Annotated in this window: 18 protein-coding genes; 16 read left to right on the top strand and 2 right to left on the bottom strand. The window is 46.0% G+C overall.

From position 1 onward, the window contains the following. Positions 1-41: 41 nt before the first annotated feature. The 14 genes from JNUCC22_RS11960 to JNUCC22_RS11895 all read left to right on the top strand — a co-directional run bounded on the left by JNUCC22_RS11960 (position 42) and on the right by JNUCC22_RS11895 (position 13804). Positions 42-452, top strand: coding sequence for a cytidine deaminase (locus tag JNUCC22_RS11960; protein WP_003152976.1), 411 nt, complete (start codon positions 42-44; stop codon positions 450-452). Beyond that, entirely contained in the window at positions 433-1338 is a 906-nt protein-coding gene (gene era, locus JNUCC22_RS11955; protein ID WP_007408285.1) for a GTPase Era, read from the top strand. The genes JNUCC22_RS11960 and era overlap by 20 nt, the downstream gene beginning before the upstream one ends. Before the next feature lie 155 nt (positions 1339-1493). Beyond that, positions 1494-1637 carry a YqzL family protein gene (locus JNUCC22_RS11950; protein ID WP_007408286.1) on the top strand — a complete coding sequence of 48 codons (144 nt, stop codon included), beginning with the start codon at positions 1494-1496 and terminating at the stop codon, positions 1635-1637. A 36-nt stretch (positions 1638-1673) separates the two neighbouring features. Beyond that, positions 1674-2441 (top strand): DNA repair protein RecO, encoded by a 768-nt coding sequence (gene recO, locus JNUCC22_RS11945; protein WP_012118014.1) that lies wholly within the window; start codon positions 1674-1676, stop codon positions 2439-2441. A gap of 301 nt (positions 2442-2742) precedes the next feature. Continuing rightward, a complete protein-coding gene (glyQ, locus tag JNUCC22_RS11940; protein ID WP_003152984.1) occupies positions 2743-3630 on the top strand; it encodes a glycine--tRNA ligase subunit alpha in 888 nt (295 codons plus the stop codon). Further along, positions 3623-5662: a glycine--tRNA ligase subunit beta gene (gene glyS, locus JNUCC22_RS11935; protein WP_039063324.1), complete on the top strand. Its 2040-nt coding sequence runs from the start codon at positions 3623-3625 to the stop codon at positions 5660-5662. Before glyQ ends, glyS begins: the two co-directional genes overlap by 8 nt. A 100-nt stretch (positions 5663-5762) precedes the next feature. Further along, positions 5763-6401 (top strand): transcriptional regulator CcpN, encoded by a 639-nt coding sequence (gene ccpN, locus JNUCC22_RS11930; protein ID WP_003152989.1) that lies wholly within the window; start codon positions 5763-5765, stop codon positions 6399-6401. Between the two features lie 25 nt (positions 6402-6426). Continuing rightward, complete coding sequence (locus JNUCC22_RS11925) at positions 6427-7239, top strand: pyruvate, water dikinase regulatory protein (RefSeq protein ID WP_003152991.1); 813 nt, start codon at positions 6427-6429, stop codon at positions 7237-7239. 255 nt (positions 7240-7494) lie between these two features. After that, the gene (locus JNUCC22_RS11920; RefSeq protein ID WP_007408289.1) at positions 7495-8001 is read left to right on the top strand and encodes a YaiI/YqxD family protein; all 507 of its coding nucleotides are present in this window, start codon (positions 7495-7497) and stop codon (positions 7999-8001) included. Between the two features lie 21 nt (positions 8002-8022). Beyond that, positions 8023-9834 (top strand): DNA primase, encoded by a 1812-nt coding sequence (dnaG, locus tag JNUCC22_RS11915; RefSeq protein ID WP_007408290.1) that lies wholly within the window; start codon positions 8023-8025, stop codon positions 9832-9834. A 192-nt stretch (positions 9835-10026) separates the two neighbouring features. Continuing rightward, the gene (rpoD, locus tag JNUCC22_RS11910) at positions 10027-11148 is read left to right on the top strand and encodes an RNA polymerase sigma factor RpoD (protein ID WP_003152998.1); all 1122 of its coding nucleotides are present in this window, start codon (positions 10027-10029) and stop codon (positions 11146-11148) included. A gap of 349 nt (positions 11149-11497) precedes the next feature. Next, positions 11498-11860 (top strand): cytochrome c550, encoded by a 363-nt coding sequence (gene cccA / locus JNUCC22_RS11905; protein WP_003152999.1) that lies wholly within the window; start codon positions 11498-11500, stop codon positions 11858-11860. A 125-nt stretch (positions 11861-11985) separates the two neighbouring features. Then, positions 11986-12690 (top strand): tRNA (adenine(22)-N(1))-methyltransferase, encoded by a 705-nt coding sequence (locus JNUCC22_RS11900; RefSeq protein ID WP_032866478.1) that lies wholly within the window; start codon positions 11986-11988, stop codon positions 12688-12690. After that, the gene (locus JNUCC22_RS11895) at positions 12683-13804 is read left to right on the top strand and encodes a Nif3-like dinuclear metal center hexameric protein (protein WP_007408292.1); all 1122 of its coding nucleotides are present in this window, start codon (positions 12683-12685) and stop codon (positions 13802-13804) included. The genes JNUCC22_RS11900 and JNUCC22_RS11895 overlap by 8 nt, the downstream gene beginning before the upstream one ends. A gap of 20 nt (positions 13805-13824) precedes the next feature. Here JNUCC22_RS11895 and JNUCC22_RS11890 read toward each other — a convergent pair whose 3' ends face one another. Further along, complete coding sequence (locus tag JNUCC22_RS11890) at positions 13825-14769, bottom strand: 4-hydroxy-3-methylbut-2-enyl diphosphate reductase (RefSeq protein ID WP_012118007.1); 945 nt, start codon at positions 14767-14769, stop codon at positions 13825-13827. A 122-nt stretch (positions 14770-14891) separates the two neighbouring features. Then, positions 14892-15587 carry a VrrA/YqfQ family protein gene (gene vrrA, locus JNUCC22_RS11885; RefSeq protein WP_012118006.1) on the bottom strand — a complete coding sequence of 232 codons (696 nt, stop codon included), beginning with the start codon at positions 15585-15587 and terminating at the stop codon, positions 14892-14894. A 165-nt stretch (positions 15588-15752) separates the two neighbouring features. Here vrrA and JNUCC22_RS11880 point away from each other — a divergent pair, with 165 nt between their 5' ends. After that, positions 15753-17069 carry a DEAD/DEAH box helicase gene (locus JNUCC22_RS11880; protein ID WP_003153010.1) on the top strand — a complete coding sequence of 439 codons (1317 nt, stop codon included), beginning with the start codon at positions 15753-15755 and terminating at the stop codon, positions 17067-17069. Positions 17070-17079: 10 nt separating this feature from the next. Further along, positions 17080-17973 carry a deoxyribonuclease IV gene (locus JNUCC22_RS11875; RefSeq protein WP_012118004.1) on the top strand — a complete coding sequence of 298 codons (894 nt, stop codon included), beginning with the start codon at positions 17080-17082 and terminating at the stop codon, positions 17971-17973.

Below are 17973 nucleotides of genomic sequence, written 5' to 3'. Positions count from 1 at the left end.
GGTATCATACAGGATAAAGGTAAGAGAGGAATTAAGTACACATGAACAGACAAGAATTGATTGCAGAAGCATTAAAAGCGCGGGACACAGCGTATGTGCCGTATTCAAATTTCAGAGTGGGAGCCGCTCTTCTTACCAAAGACGGAAAAGTGTACAGAGGCTGCAACATCGAAAATGCGGCATACAGCATGTGCAACTGTGCTGAACGCACGGCGATATTCAAAGCTGTTTCCGAGGGGGATACGGAATTTGCGATGCTCGCCGTGGCTGCGGATACTCCGGGACCGGTTTCGCCGTGCGGAGCCTGCAGACAAGTAATTTCCGAGCTGTGCTCAAAGGATATGCTTGTTATTCTGACCAACTTACAAGGACAAATAAAAGAAATGACTGCGGAAGAATTATTGCCGGGCGCATTTTCATCGGAGGATTTACATGACGAACGAAAGCTTTAAATCAGGATTTGTATCTATCATCGGAAGGCCGAATGTAGGAAAGTCTACCTTTTTAAACAGGGTCATCGGTCAAAAGATCGCCATCATGAGCGACAAACCCCAGACGACAAGAAATAAAGTCCAAGGGGTGCTGACAACCGGCACGTCGCAGACCATTTTTATTGATACACCGGGCATTCACAAACCAAAGCACAAGCTTGGCGACTTTATGATGAAAGTGGCGCAGAATACGCTGAAAGAAGTTGACTTGGTGTTATTTATGATTAACGCCGAAGAAGGGTACGGAAAAGGCGACGAGTTTATCATTGAAAAGCTCGGACAGACGTCTACACCGGTCTTTCTGATCGTAAACAAAATTGATAAGATCCACCCTGACCAGCTGCTTCTTTTAATTGATGAGTACCGTACGCGCTATCCGTTTAAAGAAATCGTGCCGATCTCAGCTTTGGAAGGGAACAACGTCGAAACCCTTCTCGCGCAGATTGAAGCGTATTTACCGGAAGGGCCTCAGTTCTATCCGAGCGATCAGGTGACTGACCACCCCGAGCGGTTCATTATTTCTGAACTGATCAGAGAAAAAGTGCTCCATCTGACAAGGGAAGAAGTGCCGCACAGCATCGCTGTCGCCATCGAGTCCATTAAAGGGCAGGAAAACGGCTCCGTCCATGTCGCCGCCACCATTGTGGTCGAGCGGGATTCTCAAAAAGGCATCGTCATCGGTAAAAAAGGAGCGCTTCTGAAAGAAGTCGGCAAAAGAGCGCGGGCTGATATTGAAGCTCTTTTGGGCTCACGCGTTTACCTGGAATTATGGGTGAAGGTGCAGAAGGACTGGCGGAATAAAATGTCTCAGCTGCGTGATTTCGGCTTCAAAGAGGATGAATATTAATTCATCTAAGGCGCATGCCTGAGGTGTGAGATTACCTCACAGAAGCAGGGATTCGTTAGCAAAATTTGTTTAACATGAAAAGGAGGACATCAGGTCAAGATAAGGGTAAGAATTTGGATTTGCAAGCTAGTTTAATGATGAAAGGTGGGTTTTTTGTGTTGAATTTTACCTGGAACGTATTTTCTCAAACAGGAAGTGTTGATACGTACCTTCTTTTTAAAGAACTGGAAAAAGAGAACCTGGAAAGACCCGAAGAACCGGAAGATGAGCTAGCCCGAATTGATTTTCCAATTTTGTAAACCTCTTGGCCCCTCCCATTGTTGGAAGGTGCGGAAATGCTGACTAAATGTGAAGGAATCGTGCTCCGTACGAATGACTACGGGGAGACGAATAAAATCGTGACATTGCTGACGAGGGAACACGGCAAAATCGGCGTCATGGCAAGGGGCGCCAGGAAGTCAGCCAGCCGGCTGTCAGCAGTCAGCCAGCCGTTTTTGTACGGGTCATTTTTAATGCAAAGAACATCCGGACTCGGCACGCTCCAGCAGGGTGAAATGATTCTCAGCATGAGAACGATCAGAGAAGATTTATTTTTGACGGCGTATGCCGCTTTTATCGCTGAACTCACTGACAAAGGAACGGAAGAGAAGAAACCGAACCCCTATTTATTCGAATTGATTCTCGAATCCTTTAAGAGGCTGAATGACGGGACTGACCCGGACGTGATCACCTTCATCGTGCAGATGAAAATGCTCGGCGTCATGGGGCTGTATCCGGAGCTGAATCATTGTGTCCACTGCAAAAGCGGGGAAGGAACGTTTCATTTTTCGATAAGAGATAACGGGTTTATCTGCCACCGCTGCTTTGAAAAGGATCCGTACAGAGTTCCGATGTCGCCGCAAACGGCAAGGCTGCTAAGGCTTTTTTATTACTTTGATATCGGAAGGCTCGGCAGCGTCTCGTTAAAACAGGAAACCAAAAACGAAATTAAACGGGTCATTGATCTGTATTACGAGGAATATTCAGGACTTTATTTAAAGTCAAAACGGTTTTTAGATCAGATGGAAAGCATGAAGAACCTTTTGGATGAAAACAAAAGTTGACATTCTGCCCATCTTTTTATATGATCATTTATTATAAAATATGTTGCAGTGACAGAAAGAAGTACTTGCGTCCAACTCATACAAGCGACCTTAGGGCAGTGTAAGCTAAGGATGAGCGCGCAACGAAAGGCATTCTCGAGCAACCCTTTAAAAAGAGGCTGAGTGATTCACATCCTCAGCAACTAGGGTGGAACCGCGGGAGAACTCTCGTCCCTATGTTTGCGGCCGGCAAGCATAGAGACGGGAGTTTTTTGGTTGCCGCCGCACTTGTAAAAGAATGGAGAAAGTGGAGGTGCTTGAAATGAACATTCAAGATATGATTTTAACCTTGCAGAAGCACTGGTCGAATGAAGGCTGTGTGCTCATGCAGTCGTATGATGTGGAGAAAGGCGCAGGCACAATGAGCCCGTATACATTTTTACGAAGCATCGGGCCGGAACCGTGGAGAGTGGCTTACGTTGAGCCGTCCAGACGGCCTGCGGACGGACGGTACGGTGAAAACCCGAACAGGCTCTATCAGCATCATCAATTCCAAGTCATTATCAAGCCGTCGCCTGATAACATTCAAGAGCTTTACCTTGATTCATTGCGTGCGCTCGGCATTGACCCGCTTGAACATGATATCCGTTTCGTAGAAGACAACTGGGAAAACCCGTCTTTAGGCTGTGCAGGTCTCGGCTGGGAAGTATGGCTTGACGGGATGGAAATTACTCAGTTTACATACTTCCAGCAGGTGGGCGGAATTGAATGTAAACCGGTATCCGTTGAGATCACGTATGGTATTGAACGTCTCGCGTCATATATTCAGGATAAAGAAAACGTCTTTGATCTTGAATGGACGTCAGGATTTACTGTGAAAGATTTATTTATGATGGCTGAATATGAGCATTCCGTTTATACTTTTGAAACATCTGACGTGGATATGCTTTTCCATTTGTTCAGCACCTATGAAAAAGAAGCGATCAGACAAATGGATAACGGGCTCGTGCATCCGGCCTATGATTATGTGCTGAAATGCTCTCACACATTTAATCTGCTCGATGCAAAAGGCGCGATCTCGGTGACGGAGCGGACGGGTTATATCGGCCGTGTCCGCAACTTAGCGAGAAAAGTGGCAAAAACGTATTATGAAGAACGGGAAAAATTAGGGTTCCCAATGCTTAAAGAGGAGGGCTCTTCCCATGAGTAAACAAGACTTGCTTTTAGAGATCGGACTCGAGGAAATGCCGGCGCGGTTTTTACATGACAGCATGGTGCAGCTCGGTGAAAAGCTGACCGACTGGCTGGCTGAAAAAAATATCGCCCATGGCGAAGTGAAACTTTTTAATACGCCGAGACGTCTGGCAGTATATATAAAAGACGTAGCAGAAAAACAGGCTGATATTCAGGAAGAAGCAAAAGGCCCTGCGAAAAAAATCGCTCTGGATGCTGACGGAAACTGGACAAAAGCCGCTATCGGATTTTCAAAAGGCCAAGGCGCCGGAGTGGATGATCTGTATATAAAAGATGTAAACGGCACGGAATATGTCTTCGTTCAAAAATTCCAGGCGGGACAAGAGACGAAGACACTTTTACCGCAGCTGGAAAATTTGATTGCCGGAATGCATTTTCCGAAAAACATGCGCTGGGGCACGCAGGATCTGCGCTATATCCGTCCGATCAAATGGATTATCGCTCTCTTTGGGAAAGACGTCATTCCGTTTGAAATCACAAATGTCGAGACGGGCCGGAACACGCAGGGACACCGCTTTCTCGGCCAAGAAGTATCTGTTGATGCACCGTCATCATACGAAAAGCTGCTGAAAGAACAAAGCGTCATTGCTGACCCGAAAGAACGCAAACAAATGATCCAAAGCCAGCTGGACGCGCTTGCGGCCGAGAAGAAATGGAACATTCCGATCGATGAGGACCTGCTGAACGAAGTCAACCATCTGGTGGAATACCCGACGGCGCTTTACGGATCTTTTGAATCCGAGTTTCTTTCTATCCCTGAAGAAGTACTTGTAACAACAATGAAAGAGCATCAGCGCTACTTCCCGGTAAAAGATGAAAACGGGAATCTGCTGCCTCATTTTATTACGGTAAGAAACGGGAACAGCCATGCAATTGAAAATGTTGCCCGCGGAAACGAGAAAGTGCTGAGAGCAAGGCTTTCAGATGCTGCGTTCTTCTACAAAGAAGACCAAAAGCTGAACATTGATGAAAACGTGAAGAAACTGGAAAATATCGTTTTCCATGAAGAGCTCGGCTCCCTTGGAGATAAAGTAAGAAGAGCGGCCGCCATTGCGGGCAAACTTGCCGTCCGCCTGAAAGCGGATGAACAGACGCAAAACCTTGTGAAGCGCGCCGCAGAGATTTCTAAATTTGACCTGGTTACACATATGATCTATGAGTTCCCTGAGCTTCAGGGTGTAATGGGAGAAAAATATGCGCGCATGCTCGGTGAAGATGATGCCGTCGCTGCCGCTGTCAATGAGCACTATATGCCGAGAGCGGCCGGGGGAGAAGTGCCTTCAACCTTTACCGGCGCGGTCGTGGCGTTAGCTGATAAACTGGACACGATTGCTTCCTTCTTCAGCATTGACGTAATTCCGACAGGTTCTCAGGATCCGTACGGATTGCGCCGTCAGGCAAGCGGCATCGTTTCCATTCTGATCGACCGCAATTGGGGCATTTCGTTTAAAGAGCTGCTGTCATTGACAGAAACGGAAAAAGAAAATGAGCTCCTCGATTTCTTTACACAGCGTCTGAAATACGTCTTAAACGCTGAAGACATCCGTCATGACGTTATTGAAGCCGTTCTGGACAGCACAGAGCTTGAGCCGTATGCAGCCGTTCATAAGGCAAGAGTGCTTGAGAAGCACCTCGGCACACCCGGCTTTAAAGAAACGGCTGAATCACTCGGCCGGGTCATCTCCATCAGCAAAAAAGGCGAGAGCCGCGATGTCAAGCCGGATCTGTTTGAAAATGAACAGGAGAAAAAGCTGTATGACGCTTATCAAAAAACAAAAGACAGTGTCGCGGAAAGCTTTGCCTCCAAAAACTATGAACAGGCGCTTGCCGTGCTCAGCGGATTAAAGGAGCCGATCGAAGACTACTTTAATCACACGATGGTAAATGCGGACGATGAAACATTAAAAACCAACCGTTTAGCGCAAATGACCGCTCTTGCAGATGTGATCAAGTCTTTTGCTAATATGAATCATCTTATTGTAAAATAAAGAAAAAGACGGTTGCTGTGTGATCGGCAATCGTCTTTTCCCCTTTTACATAAACATCACAGAATGAAAACATAGATAAAGAAACCCTTCCATAAAGGTGGTGAGTACGATCGAATTAAATAAACGGCAAGAACAAATTTTACAGATTGTAAAGGAAAACGGCCCGATTACCGGAGAGCATATCGCAGAACAGCTCAATTTAACGAGGGCCACGCTGCGGCCGGACTTGGCCATACTCACCATGTCAGGCTTCTTAGAGGCCCGTCCGCGGGTCGGTTATTTTTATACGGGGAAAACGGGAAATCAGCTGCTTGCGGATAAATTGAAAAAGCTGCAAGTGAAAGATTTTCAATCGATCCCTGTTGTCATCAATGAGAATGTCTCGGTATACGATGCCATCTGCACCATGTTTTTAGAAGATGTCGGCACGTTATTTGTCGTAGATCGTGATGCTGTCTTAGTCGGTGTGCTGTCACGCAAAGATTTGCTGCGGGCGAGCATCGGCCAGCAGGAACTTGCCTCAATACCGGTTCATATTATCATGACAAGAATGCCGAATATCGCCGTCTGCCGGCGTGACGATTATGTGATGGACATCGCCAAGTATTTAATTGAAAAACAGATCGATGCCCTGCCCGTTATTAAAGATACGGATAAAGGCTTTGAGGTCATCGGCCGGTTTACCAAAACGAATATGACTAAGATACTTGTCAGTTTATCAGAAAATGAAATCATATAAGCTTGAAAACTAACGGGGGGATAACATGGACAATCGCATCATTTATGTAGTATCAGACTCAGTCGGAGAAACCGCCGAACTCGTTGTAAAAGCCTCGCTCAGCCAGTTTAACGGCTCAGCCGATGATACGCATATCAGAAGAATACCTTATGTGGAAGATATCGGCACCATTAATGAAGTCGTGTCTCTCGCCAAAGCGGACGGCGGCATTATTTGTTTTACGCTCGTTGTTCCTGAAATGCGCAAATACCTGGTTGAACAAGCGGAAAAAGCGAATGTGCTGTATTACGATATTATCGGTCCGCTCATCGATAAAATGGAATCGGCTTACGGTCTGACCGCTAAATATGAACCGGGCCGCGTCCGCCAGCTTGATGAAGATTATTTCAAAAAGGTCGAGGCGATCGAGTTTGCCGTCAAATATGACGATGGCAGAGATCCAAGAGGCATTTTAAAAGCCGATATCATCCTGCTCGGAGTATCCAGAACGTCTAAAACCCCATTATCACAATATCTTGCCCATAAGCGTCTGAAAGTGGCCAATGTGCCGATCGTTCCTGAGGTCGATCCGCCGGAAGAACTGTTCAGCGTTGATCCGAAAAAATGCATCGGCTTAAAAATCAGCCCTGATAAACTGAACCATATACGAAAAGAACGGTTAAAATCTCTCGGCTTAAATGACAAAGCCATTTACGCCAATATCAACAGAATTAAAGAAGAGCTGGAGTATTTTGAGAAAATCGTGGACCGGATCGGCTGCCAAGTCGTTGACGTTTCGAATAAAGCGGTCGAGGAAACAGCGAACATCATTCATCATCTCAAAACAAAGGGCCGATAACTCAGGACGCTTTATCCTGGGTTTTTGGGTATGCAAATAGGGAATAAACAAAAAGGATGGCATCTTCGCGAAGTTTGTATTATAATAAAAAATTGTGATAAAATGTTTATTTTTAGGTTTAAGCTTCGTGTGATACGAATAAACTATTATGGGTAAGATGTCAAGAATAACTCCCGGAAATTTTTCGACAAAGCTCAAAATAGATCCGCAGTCATGGAGCATATGCGATTTCGCTTGTTTTTATGCAGGAGATTGATGGAGGGATGGAGAATTAGTCTTCTAAATGAAAAAGAAAAGACGATTTTTGTCGATGCAGACGCATGCCCCGTAAAAGAGGAAATAATGCTCATTGCATCGCAATACAGCGTTCGGGTTATTTTCGTCGCATCATTTGAACACTACCAGCTTTCCAGAAGCAAAGACGAGAACTGGGTATACGTTGATCCTCATAAAGAAGCGGCAGACTTATATATCGCAAACCATGTGAGATCGGGAGACGTCGTAGTCACGCAGGATATCGGTTTAGCCTCTCTTTTGCTGAACAGAAATATTGCCGTCTTATCGGAAAGGGGCCGTTCTTATACTGAAGACACGATTGACTTCGCTCTGATGAGCCGTCATATGTCAGGCAAAATGAGAAGAAGCGGCATTCATTCCAAAGGACCTAAAAAATTAAATAAAGAAGATCGGAATCGATTTGTTACCCTGCTTAAAAAAATCCTGTCGAATGATGAAGGGATTTCAAATCAAAACATCGAATAATGTACGACGGAGTGTTATAAGATGGGAAACCGCATACCAGATGAAGTAGTTAATCAGGTGCAGCAGTCAGCAGACATTGTTGAAGTCATAGGTGATTATGTCCAATTGAAAAAGCAAGGCCGCAACTACTTTGGGCTCTGTCCGTTTCACGGGGAAAACACGCCCTCGTTTTCCGTCTCCAGCGATAAGCAGATCTTTCATTGCTTCGGATGCGGTGCGGGCGGGAACGTTTTCTCTTTCTTACGGCAGATGGAAGGTTATTCATTTACGGAAGCTGTTTCTCACCTTGCGGATAAATATCAGATTGATTTCCCTGATGATATAACGATTCACTCTGCATCCAGGCCGGAATCTTCCGGAGAGCAGAAGATGGCGGAAGCCCACGAGCTTCTGAAGAAATTTTACCATCATTTGCTAATAAATACAAAGGAAGGCCAGGAAGCGTTAGATTACCTTTTATCAAGGGGTTTTACGAAAGAGCTCATAGATGAGTTTGAAATCGGCTACGCGCTGGATTCCTGGGATTTCATGACGAAATTCTTGAAAAAGCGCGGTTTTGAGGAAGAACTGATGGAAAAAGCGGGTCTGCTGATCAGAAGGGAAGACGGCAGCGGGTATTTTGACCGTTTCAGAAACAGAATTATGTTTCCCATTCATGATCACCACGGAGCCGTGGCGGCTTTTTCAGGAAGGGCGCTCGGAAGCCAGCAGCCGAAATATATGAACAGCCCGGAAACGCCGCTGTTTCATAAATCTAAGCTTCTGTATAACTTTCATAAAGCGCGCCTGCCGATCAGAAAAGAGGAGAGAGCCGTTCTGTTTGAAGGCTTCGCTGACGTCATATCCGCCGTCAGCTCAGGCGTAAAAGAAAGTATCGCCACAATGGGGACGTCGCTCACCGAAGAGCATGTGAAAATCCTCAGAAGAAATGTTCAGGAGGTCATTCTCTGCTACGATTCGGATAAAGCCGGGTACGAAGCTACGCTTAAAGCGGCCGGCCTGCTTCAGAAAGCCGATTGTAAGGTAAGAGTAAGCATGCTGCCTGACGGGCTTGATCCTGATGATTATATCAGAACCCGGGGCGGAGAAAAATTCCGGACCGATATCATTGATGCAAGCGTTACGGTCATGGCTTTTAAAATGCAATATTTCCGCAAAGGGAAAAACTTATCTGACGAAGGAGACCGGCTCGCTTACATGAAAGAAGTGCTGAAAGAAATCAGCGCTCTTTCCGGGTCGCTTGAGCAGGAAATGTATGTGAAGCAGCTCGCCTCAGAATTTTCTCTTTCGGTAGAATCTTTGACTGAACAGCTTTCCATCTACGCCAGACAAAACGCCCCCGGCGACAAAAACGCCGAACCGCAGACAAGACGGGCCCGGGTGACGACAAAAGCGAAACGGCGCCGTCTCCGTCCCGCCTATGAGAACGCGGAAAGACTTCTGCTCGCTCATATGCTGAGAGACCGAAACGTCATAAAGAAAGTGATTGAGCGTGTCGGCTTTGAATTTAACATTGACGGACATCGTGCGCTGGCAGCATACCTGTACGCTGTTTATGAAGAGGGCGCTGACATGACGCCGCAGCATCTTATGGCGAGAATGCAGGATGAGGAAATCAGCCAGCTGCTTTCAGATATAGGGATGCTCCAAGTAAACGAGGAGCTCTCAGAGGCCGAGTTATCCGATTACGTAAAAAAAGTGTTGGATCACCGAAAATGGTCAATGATAAAGGAAAAAGAAGCAGAAAGAGCGGATGCGGAGAGGCAGAAAGACTTCGTGAAAGCTGCGTCTCTGGCTCAAGAAATTGTTGCATTGAACCGATCATTAAAGTAACACCAAAAAGAGGCTTGCGTTCTGATTGGCAATGATTCCTTGCGGAGGAGCAAATAGATCGCTTAACCTCATCATGAATTGTCATTTATTATCCGCAGCCCTGCATGCTGAAAAAGAGAGAAGGCTTCCGGGTCGGATAAGAAACATACCGCTTTTAGAATTCGTTGCAAGCTTTGGAAGGAGGGATCCATAATGGCTGATAAACAAACCCACGAAACAGAAACAGAACTTACATTAGACCAGGTAAAAGAGCAGCTTACTGAAACTGGAAAAAAACGTGGCGTTTTAACATATGAAGAAATTGCTGAACGCATGTCCAGCTTTGAAATTGAATCAGACCAAATGGATGAGTATTATGAATTTTTAGGAGAACAAGGTGTTGAATTAATTAGTGAAAATGAAGAAACGGAAGATCCTAATATTCAACAGCTTGCCAAAGCCGAAGAAGAATTTGACCTTAATGACCTCAGCGTACCGCCTGGCGTAAAGATCAATGATCCAGTCCGCATGTACCTTAAGGAAATCGGACGGGTAAATCTTCTTTCTGCTAAAGAAGAAATCACCTACGCTCAAAAAATTGAAGAGGGTGACGAGGAATCTAAACGCAGACTGGCTGAAGCAAACCTTCGTTTAGTTGTCAGCATTGCTAAACGGTATGTCGGCCGCGGCATGCTTTTCTTAGACTTGATCCAAGAAGGAAACATGGGTCTCATGAAAGCCGTCGAGAAGTTTGACTACCGTAAAGGATATAAATTCAGTACGTATGCGACTTGGTGGATCAGACAGGCGATTACACGCGCCATCGCTGACCAGGCGAGAACAATCCGTATCCCGGTTCACATGGTGGAAACCATCAACAAATTAATCCGTGTGCAGCGTCAGCTTCTTCAGGATCTTGGCAGAGAGCCGACACCGGAAGAAATTGCTGAAGACATGGATCTTACGCCTGAAAAAGTCCGTGAAATATTAAAAATCGCTCAAGAGCCTGTTTCTTTAGAAACGCCGATCGGTGAAGAAGACGACTCACATCTCGGTGACTTCATCGAAGACCAGGAAGCGACTTCTCCGTCGGATCATGCGGCATATGAGCTTTTAAAAGAACAGCTGGAAGATGTGCTGGATACGTTGACAGATCGTGAAGAAAACGTGCTGCGTCTCCGTTTCGGTCTGGATGACGGACGCACAAGAACTTTGGAAGAAGTAGGCAAAGTGTTTGGAGTAACGAGAGAGCGTATTCGCCAAATTGAAGCAAAAGCGCTTCGCAAATTGAGACATCCGAGCAGAAGCAAACGTCTGAAGGATTTTCTCGAATAGAATGGAACGGGTCTTTTTGATCCGTTCTTTTTTATGTATAAGATATATGGATAATATACCTTTATTTTACTGGATAAGCATATGTTTTGCAAATGAGTTTGGAAAAAATGCGGCATGTCTGAAAGGGGGAAAATGAGATAAGTTTATTTATATTCTTTATTGTAAGCGTATACAATTCATTATACAATAGAATAAAGATAATTTTGTGATAAACAAAACAGTTATTTTTGCTTTTTGTATAAATTGTGAAATCAATGAAATTGCTGAGTAAGACCATTTACTTTTTGTAAAAATAAGTTAGAATTAGAAGTGTTTACATAGGGGGAGAATGAAAAAGGGGGATGGAGATATGAAGTGGAATCCGCTGATTCCTTTTTTGCTCATTGCAGTGCTGGGAATAGGGCTGACTTTCTTTTTAGCTGTAAAAGGCAATGGAGATGCGCATCAGATCGCAAGCGGCGGTGAAAGCAAAAATGCCGAGAAGGAAACTGCAAACGCTTCACCTGAAGAGATTTATAAAGCGAACTGCATCACCTGTCACGGGGAAAACTATGAAGGTGTGTCAGGGCCGAACTTAAAAGGCGTCGGCAAAAGAAAAGATGTCGCTGAGATTAAAACAAAAATTGAAAAAGGCGGCAACGGGATGCCCGCGGGCCTTGTGCCGGCCGAAAAGCTGGATGACATGGCAAAATGGGTTTCTGACATTAAATAAAGCTTTACCGGTCCCTATATAAAAGACATATGAAAAACTCTATCCGCCGCTTGGATTCCGGGCGGTTTTTTTATATGATAGTAAAGGAAAAAGAACCTGAGAAAAGTTGTGATATTGTGAATGAAATGAAGTTATCTAAAAGATTGCAGTCTGTGGCGGAATATATCCCTCCGGGTGCCCTGGTTGCTGATATCGGGTCGGACCACGCGTATCTTCCTTGCTATGCCGTTTTGAATCATTTGGCAAGCCGGGCAATCGCCGGTGAAATTACAGACGGACCGTTTCTATCCGCCAAACAGCAGGTGGAAAAACTGGACTTAAGCACTCTTATCTCCGTAAGGAAAGGTGACGGGCTGAGCGTCCTTGAAAAAGGAGAAGCCGGCGCCATTACAATCGCTGGCATGGGCGGAGCGCTGATCGCTCATATTTTGGAGTCCGGAAAAACGAAATTGACGGGGCGTGAACGGCTGATTCTGCAGCCGAATATTCATGCCGTTCATATAAGAGAGTGGCTGTATCAGGAAGGCTATGAACTGATTGATGAAGTGATTCTCGAAGAAGACGGAAAGTGTTATGAAATCCTCGTTGCGGAAACTGGCGACCGTGATGCGCCGTATCGGGACGTGCCGATGGCTGCCGGAATGCTTGCGGGTCCGTTTTTATTAAAAGAGAGGAATGAAGTGTTTCTTCGGAAATGGAGCCAGGAACTTAAGCATACTGAACAAATTTATGAACAGATCAGCCGCAGCGCAAAGCATGAAAGTCATGAAAAATTAGCTGAATTGAAAGAGCGGATTTCTCTGCTGAAGGAGGTAATCGGACATGCCTAAACATGTAAACGGACAGGAAATCATCCAGCTGTTTGAACAATTTTCACCGAAGGCTTTTGCGGTGGAAGGAGATAAAATCGGCCTGCAGATCGGTACATTGAATAAGCCGGTGAAAAATGTCATGGTGACACTGGATGTTCTGGAACAAACGGTAGATGAAGCCATTGAGAAAAAAGTTGACTTAATTATCGCCCACCATCCGCCGATTTTTCGGCCGCTTAAACAGATCACCACTGATCAGCCTGGCGGAAGACTGATTGAGAAATGTATAAAGCATGATATTGCCGTATATGCGGCTCATACGAATCTTGATGTGGCGGACGGCGGTGTGAATGATCTGCTTGCCGAAGCTCTCGGCCTGACAGACACAGAAGTGCTTGTCCCGACATATTCGGACCCGATGAAAAAGCTTGCCGTCTATGTTCCGAAAGACTATGAAGAAGCTGTAAGAACCGCACTTGGCAACGCCGGAGCGGGACATATCGGCAATTACAGCCATTGCGCGTTCTCCTCTGAGGGAATCGGCAGCTTTAAACCGCTGGACGGGGCAGAACCGTTTATCGGACAGACGGGAGAACTGGAGCTCGTCCATGAAGTGAGACTTGAGACCGTTTTTCCGGCAAGTATGGAGAAAACCGTCGTAAAAGCGCTGAAAAAAAGCCATCCGTATGAAGAGGTGGCATATGATATTTATCCAGTGGAGCAGTCTCCGCTTGAAAAAGGGCTCGGCCGCATCGGAAAACTTCAGCAAGACATGACGCTTGAAGAGTTTGCGCTGTTTGTGAAAGAAAAGTTTGACGTTAACGGAGTCCGGATGGTCGGAGAGCGAAACAGCAAGGTGAAAAAAGTCGCGGTTCTTGGCGGTGACGGAAATAAATATATTTATCAGGCAAAGCGGAAGGGTGCAGATGTTTACGTGACGGGCGATCTTTATTTCCATGTAGCGCATGATGCGATGATGATGGGATTAAACGTCGTGGACCCGGGGCATTATGCTGAAAAGATCATGAGAAAAGGCACGGCTGAGAAGCTTACGGCAATGGCCGGGGAGAAAAACTATGATGTGCGCATTTTCGCTTCCGAAACAGATACAAACCCATTTACTTTCTTATAAAAAAACTGAGGCCCCGGGCCTCAGTTTTTTATTTTTACTTTCGGAAGGATTTTTTTAAGCGGCACACTGTGTTCAAGCTGCCATGTCGATTCATCGTTGTGGTCAAACTGCTCTAAAAAGCGGATGACTTCCTTTGTAATCGGTGTCGGTGTTGATGCGCCTGCGGTAACGGCGACGGTATTGACGTCTTTCAGCCATTCGAGCTTCAGTTCACTGATGTCTCCGATTCGGTAGGCTTTTGTTCCGGCGATTTCTTCTGACACTTGCGCCAGTCTGTTGGAGTTATTGCTTTTCGGATCACCGACAACAATGGTTAAGTCCGCTTTTTTTGCCTGCTCTGATACAGCTTCTTGACGAACCTGTGTGGCCAGGCAGATTTCCTGATGGTATTCCACGTACGGGTACTTTTCTTTGACTGATTCCATAATATCGTGGACGTCCCACTGGGACATTGTCGTTTGGTTTGTAACGATTAATTTCTCAGCCTGAATATCGAGATTTCTCACGTCTTCCTCTGTTTCAACGAGATGAACGATTTCAGGAGCGACGCCGACGGCTCCTTCAGGCTCGGGGTGGCCTTTTTTACCGATGTATATGACGTGATAACCTTCAGCTTTTACTTTTCGGATTAAGTCATGTGTTTTCGTGACGTCCGGGCATGTGGCGTCAATCGTAACAAGCCCTTTTTCCTCAGCGGCTTTTCTTACTTCCGGAGATACCCCGTGAGCCGTGAAAATAACGGTTCCTTTTTCCACCTGCTTTAAAATCTCCAGACGGTTTGTGCCGTCAAGCGTGTAAATGCCGTCTTCCTCAAACGCATCTGTGACATGCTTATTATGAACAATCATTCCGAGTATATATATAGGTCTTGGCAGTGTTTTATCGAGTGACGCGTTTTTGGCTATGACCATGGCATCAACAACGCCGTAACAGTAGCCGCGCGGCGATATTTTGATAACGTCCAATGTAGATGTCCTCCTATCAAAAGTGAGTGTAGAGGCAATATAAAAAGCCGTAGTTAAACGGCTCAAATCTTGCATTCTTCTGATCTCATTATAGCTAATCTTTCGTGAGATATCAAAGAATGTTAAATATATAATTTCGGCTTTGATCTGCCCGATGTTCTTTTTGGACGCGGCTGTTCCGCTGAGTCTGCCTGTGCGGCGTCTTTTTCTTTTGAAGCGGATGCTTTTTCAGACGTCTTCTTTGATGTTTTGGATGAGGCGTCTGATTTGTTTTCATCTTCTGTTTCATCTGTTTTTTCAGCTTCATCCTTTTTGTCCTGTTCGTCTGTTTCTTTCGTCTCGTCAGATTCATTCTCGTCATCACTGCTGCTTAATTGGCTGTAAAGCTTCATCATGGCGGGCAGACTCCGTACTAAAGGACCGTACTGCTGGATCATCGGCGTAACCTGCTGCGCCACGCCGAGCACCTTCTGAACGTTGCCGAGCATGCTCGACAGGGATGCCGGACTTGCCAGGTTCTGTATTCCCTGCAGTCCTGCACCTGCTCCTCCGCTGGCCGCCGCCGGTGCCGACGCGGCAGCGCTTCCTCCTCCTGAACCGGGTAAAAAACGGGAAAGCATACCTTTTAAGCCCCCTCCGCCGCCCGTGCCTGCGTTTCTCAGGCCCGCTCCGGCAATCTGCTGCTGAGGGAAAAGCTGCCGTCCCTGCTGCATCAGCTGCCGTCCCGGCAATGACGGTCTTCCTCCCATCATCATACGCGGATTCATAAACGGCCGGCCCTGCTGCGCCATATTTCTCATCGGCTGCTGTGGAAACATACTTGTACCTCCTTTCTGTCTCTCTGCTATTACAATATGCATCGGAGGGGGCATTTGCTTTTCTGTCTCGAAAACAGGATTCCCCCAAGACATGGTGTTTTTAAGTAAAATCGGTTATAATGTGATGATGGACACAGAATGTGCCGCTTTAAGGAGCTGGGAAAAATGAAAGAAACTAAATTTGATGGATACAACTTAAAACCGTTTATTATAGATGCAGTTCACCGCCTTGGTTTTTATGAACCGACAGATATTCAAAAGCGTCTGATACCTGCTGTACTGAAAAACGAAAGCGTGATCGGGCAGTCCCAGACGGGGACGGGGAAAACCCACGCCTATTTATTGCCAATTTTGAATCGGATTGATCCGGGTTCTGATACGGTACAGGCTGTTATTACGGCGCCGACGAGAGAGCTTGCCAATCAGATTCATCAGGAAGCGCTCAAAATCACACAGGGTGCGGAAGATGAGCCGATCCGGACAAAATGCTTCATCGGCGGGACGGACAAGCAAAAATCAATTGATAAGCTGAAAACACAGCCTCATCTCGTCGTCGGAACGCCGGGCCGGATCGCGGATCTGATTAAGGCGCAGGCATTGAACGTCTATAAAGCGCAGTCTCTCGTCATTGACGAAGCTGATCTGATGCTTGACATGGGCTTTTTAGAAGACGTTGATTACATCGGATCCCGTATGCCGGAAGAACTTCAGATGCTTGTGTTCTCAGCTACGATTCCGGAAAAGCTGAAGCCGTTTTTGAAAAAGTATATGGAAAATCCGAAGTACGCGCATGTTGAGCCGAAAAGAATCACAGCCGAAAAGATTGAACATGTTTTGGTTCCTTCTAAACAGCGTGATAAAGACAAACTGCTTTTTGATATGATGTCTCATCTGAACCCTTATCTGGGCATTGTGTTTGCAAATACGAAAAACACGGCTGACCATATTGCGAAATACCTGACTGAAAAGGGCATGAGGATTGGTCTTCTGCACGGGGGATTAACGCCGCGTGAGCGTAAGAAGGTAATGAAGCAGATTAATGATCTGGAATTCACTTATGTCATTGCGACAGACCTTGCGGCAAGAGGAATTGACATTAAAGGCGTAAGCCACGTCATCAACTATGAGCTTCCGGACGATCTGGATTTTTATGTTCACCGCGTCGGGAGAACCGCACGCGCGGGTTCATCAGGCCAAGCACTGACCATTTATGAGCTTTCTGACGAAGATGCGCTCGTAAGACTCGAAAAGATGGGTATTGTGTTTGACTATGCGGAGCTTGTAAACGGCGAATGGAAGAAAGGCGATGACCGCCACCGCCGCAAAAAACGCAAAAAATCGGAGAATGAGGCTGACCAAATGGCGAAGCGCCTCGTGAAAAAACCGAAAAAAGTGAAGCCGGGCTATAAAAAGAAAATGAGCTACGAAATGGAAAAGATAAAAAGAAAGCAGAGAAGAAACAAATCTAACAAAGGAAAGTAGGGGAATCGGGTTGCTGAAAATAGGTTCACACGTCTCAATGAGCGGAAAACATATGCTCCTTGCCGCAAGCAAGGAAGCTGTTTCGTACGGGGCGAACACATTTATGATCTATACGGGCGCTCCCCAAAACACGCGCCGCAAAAAAATTGAGGACTTGAATATTGAAGCGGGCCGCGCCCATATGAAGGAAAACGGCATCGATGAGATTGTCGTGCATGCGCCGTACATCATTAACATTGGAAATACGACAAATCCGGCAACATTTGAGCTGGGCGTTGATTTTCTGCGTTCTGAAATTGAAAGAACGGCAGCGATCGGCGCGAGACAGATCGTGCTTCATCCAGGGGCGCATGTCGGAGCCGGGGCTGAGACAGGCATCAAAAAAATCATTGAAGGTTTAAACGAAGTGATTGTTCCCGGGCAAAACGTGCAGATTGCGCTGGAGACAATGGCGGGCAAAGGATCAGAATGCGGGAGAAGCTTTGAAGAGCTGGCCGAGATCATTGCGGGAGTCACGCATAATGAACATCTATCCGTCTGCTTTGACACTTGCCACACCCATGACGCCGGGTATGATGTCGCTAATGATTTTGACGGTGTTCTTAACGAGTTTGATAAAATCGTCGGCATCGATCGGATAAAAGTCCTTCATGTTAACGACAGTAAAAATATCAAAGGCGCCCGGAAAGACCGCCATGAAAATATCGGGTTCGGAGAGATCGGTTTTGACGCTCTGCAGTACATCGTTCATCACGAGCAGCTTGCCGATATTCCGAAAATCCTCGAAACACCGTATGTAGGTGAAGACAAGAAAAATAAGAAGCCGCCGTACCGTTTTGAAATCGAAATGCTGAAAGAAAAGCAGTTTGATAAGGAGCTTCTTGAAAAAATATCAGCTCAATAA

The sequence above is a fragment of the Bacillus sp. JNUCC-22 genome (assembly GCF_018861275.1).
Classification (GTDB): Bacteria; Bacillota; Bacilli; order Bacillales; family Bacillaceae; genus Bacillus; species Bacillus velezensis.
This window is presented reverse-complemented; position numbering and strand designations above follow the sequence as displayed.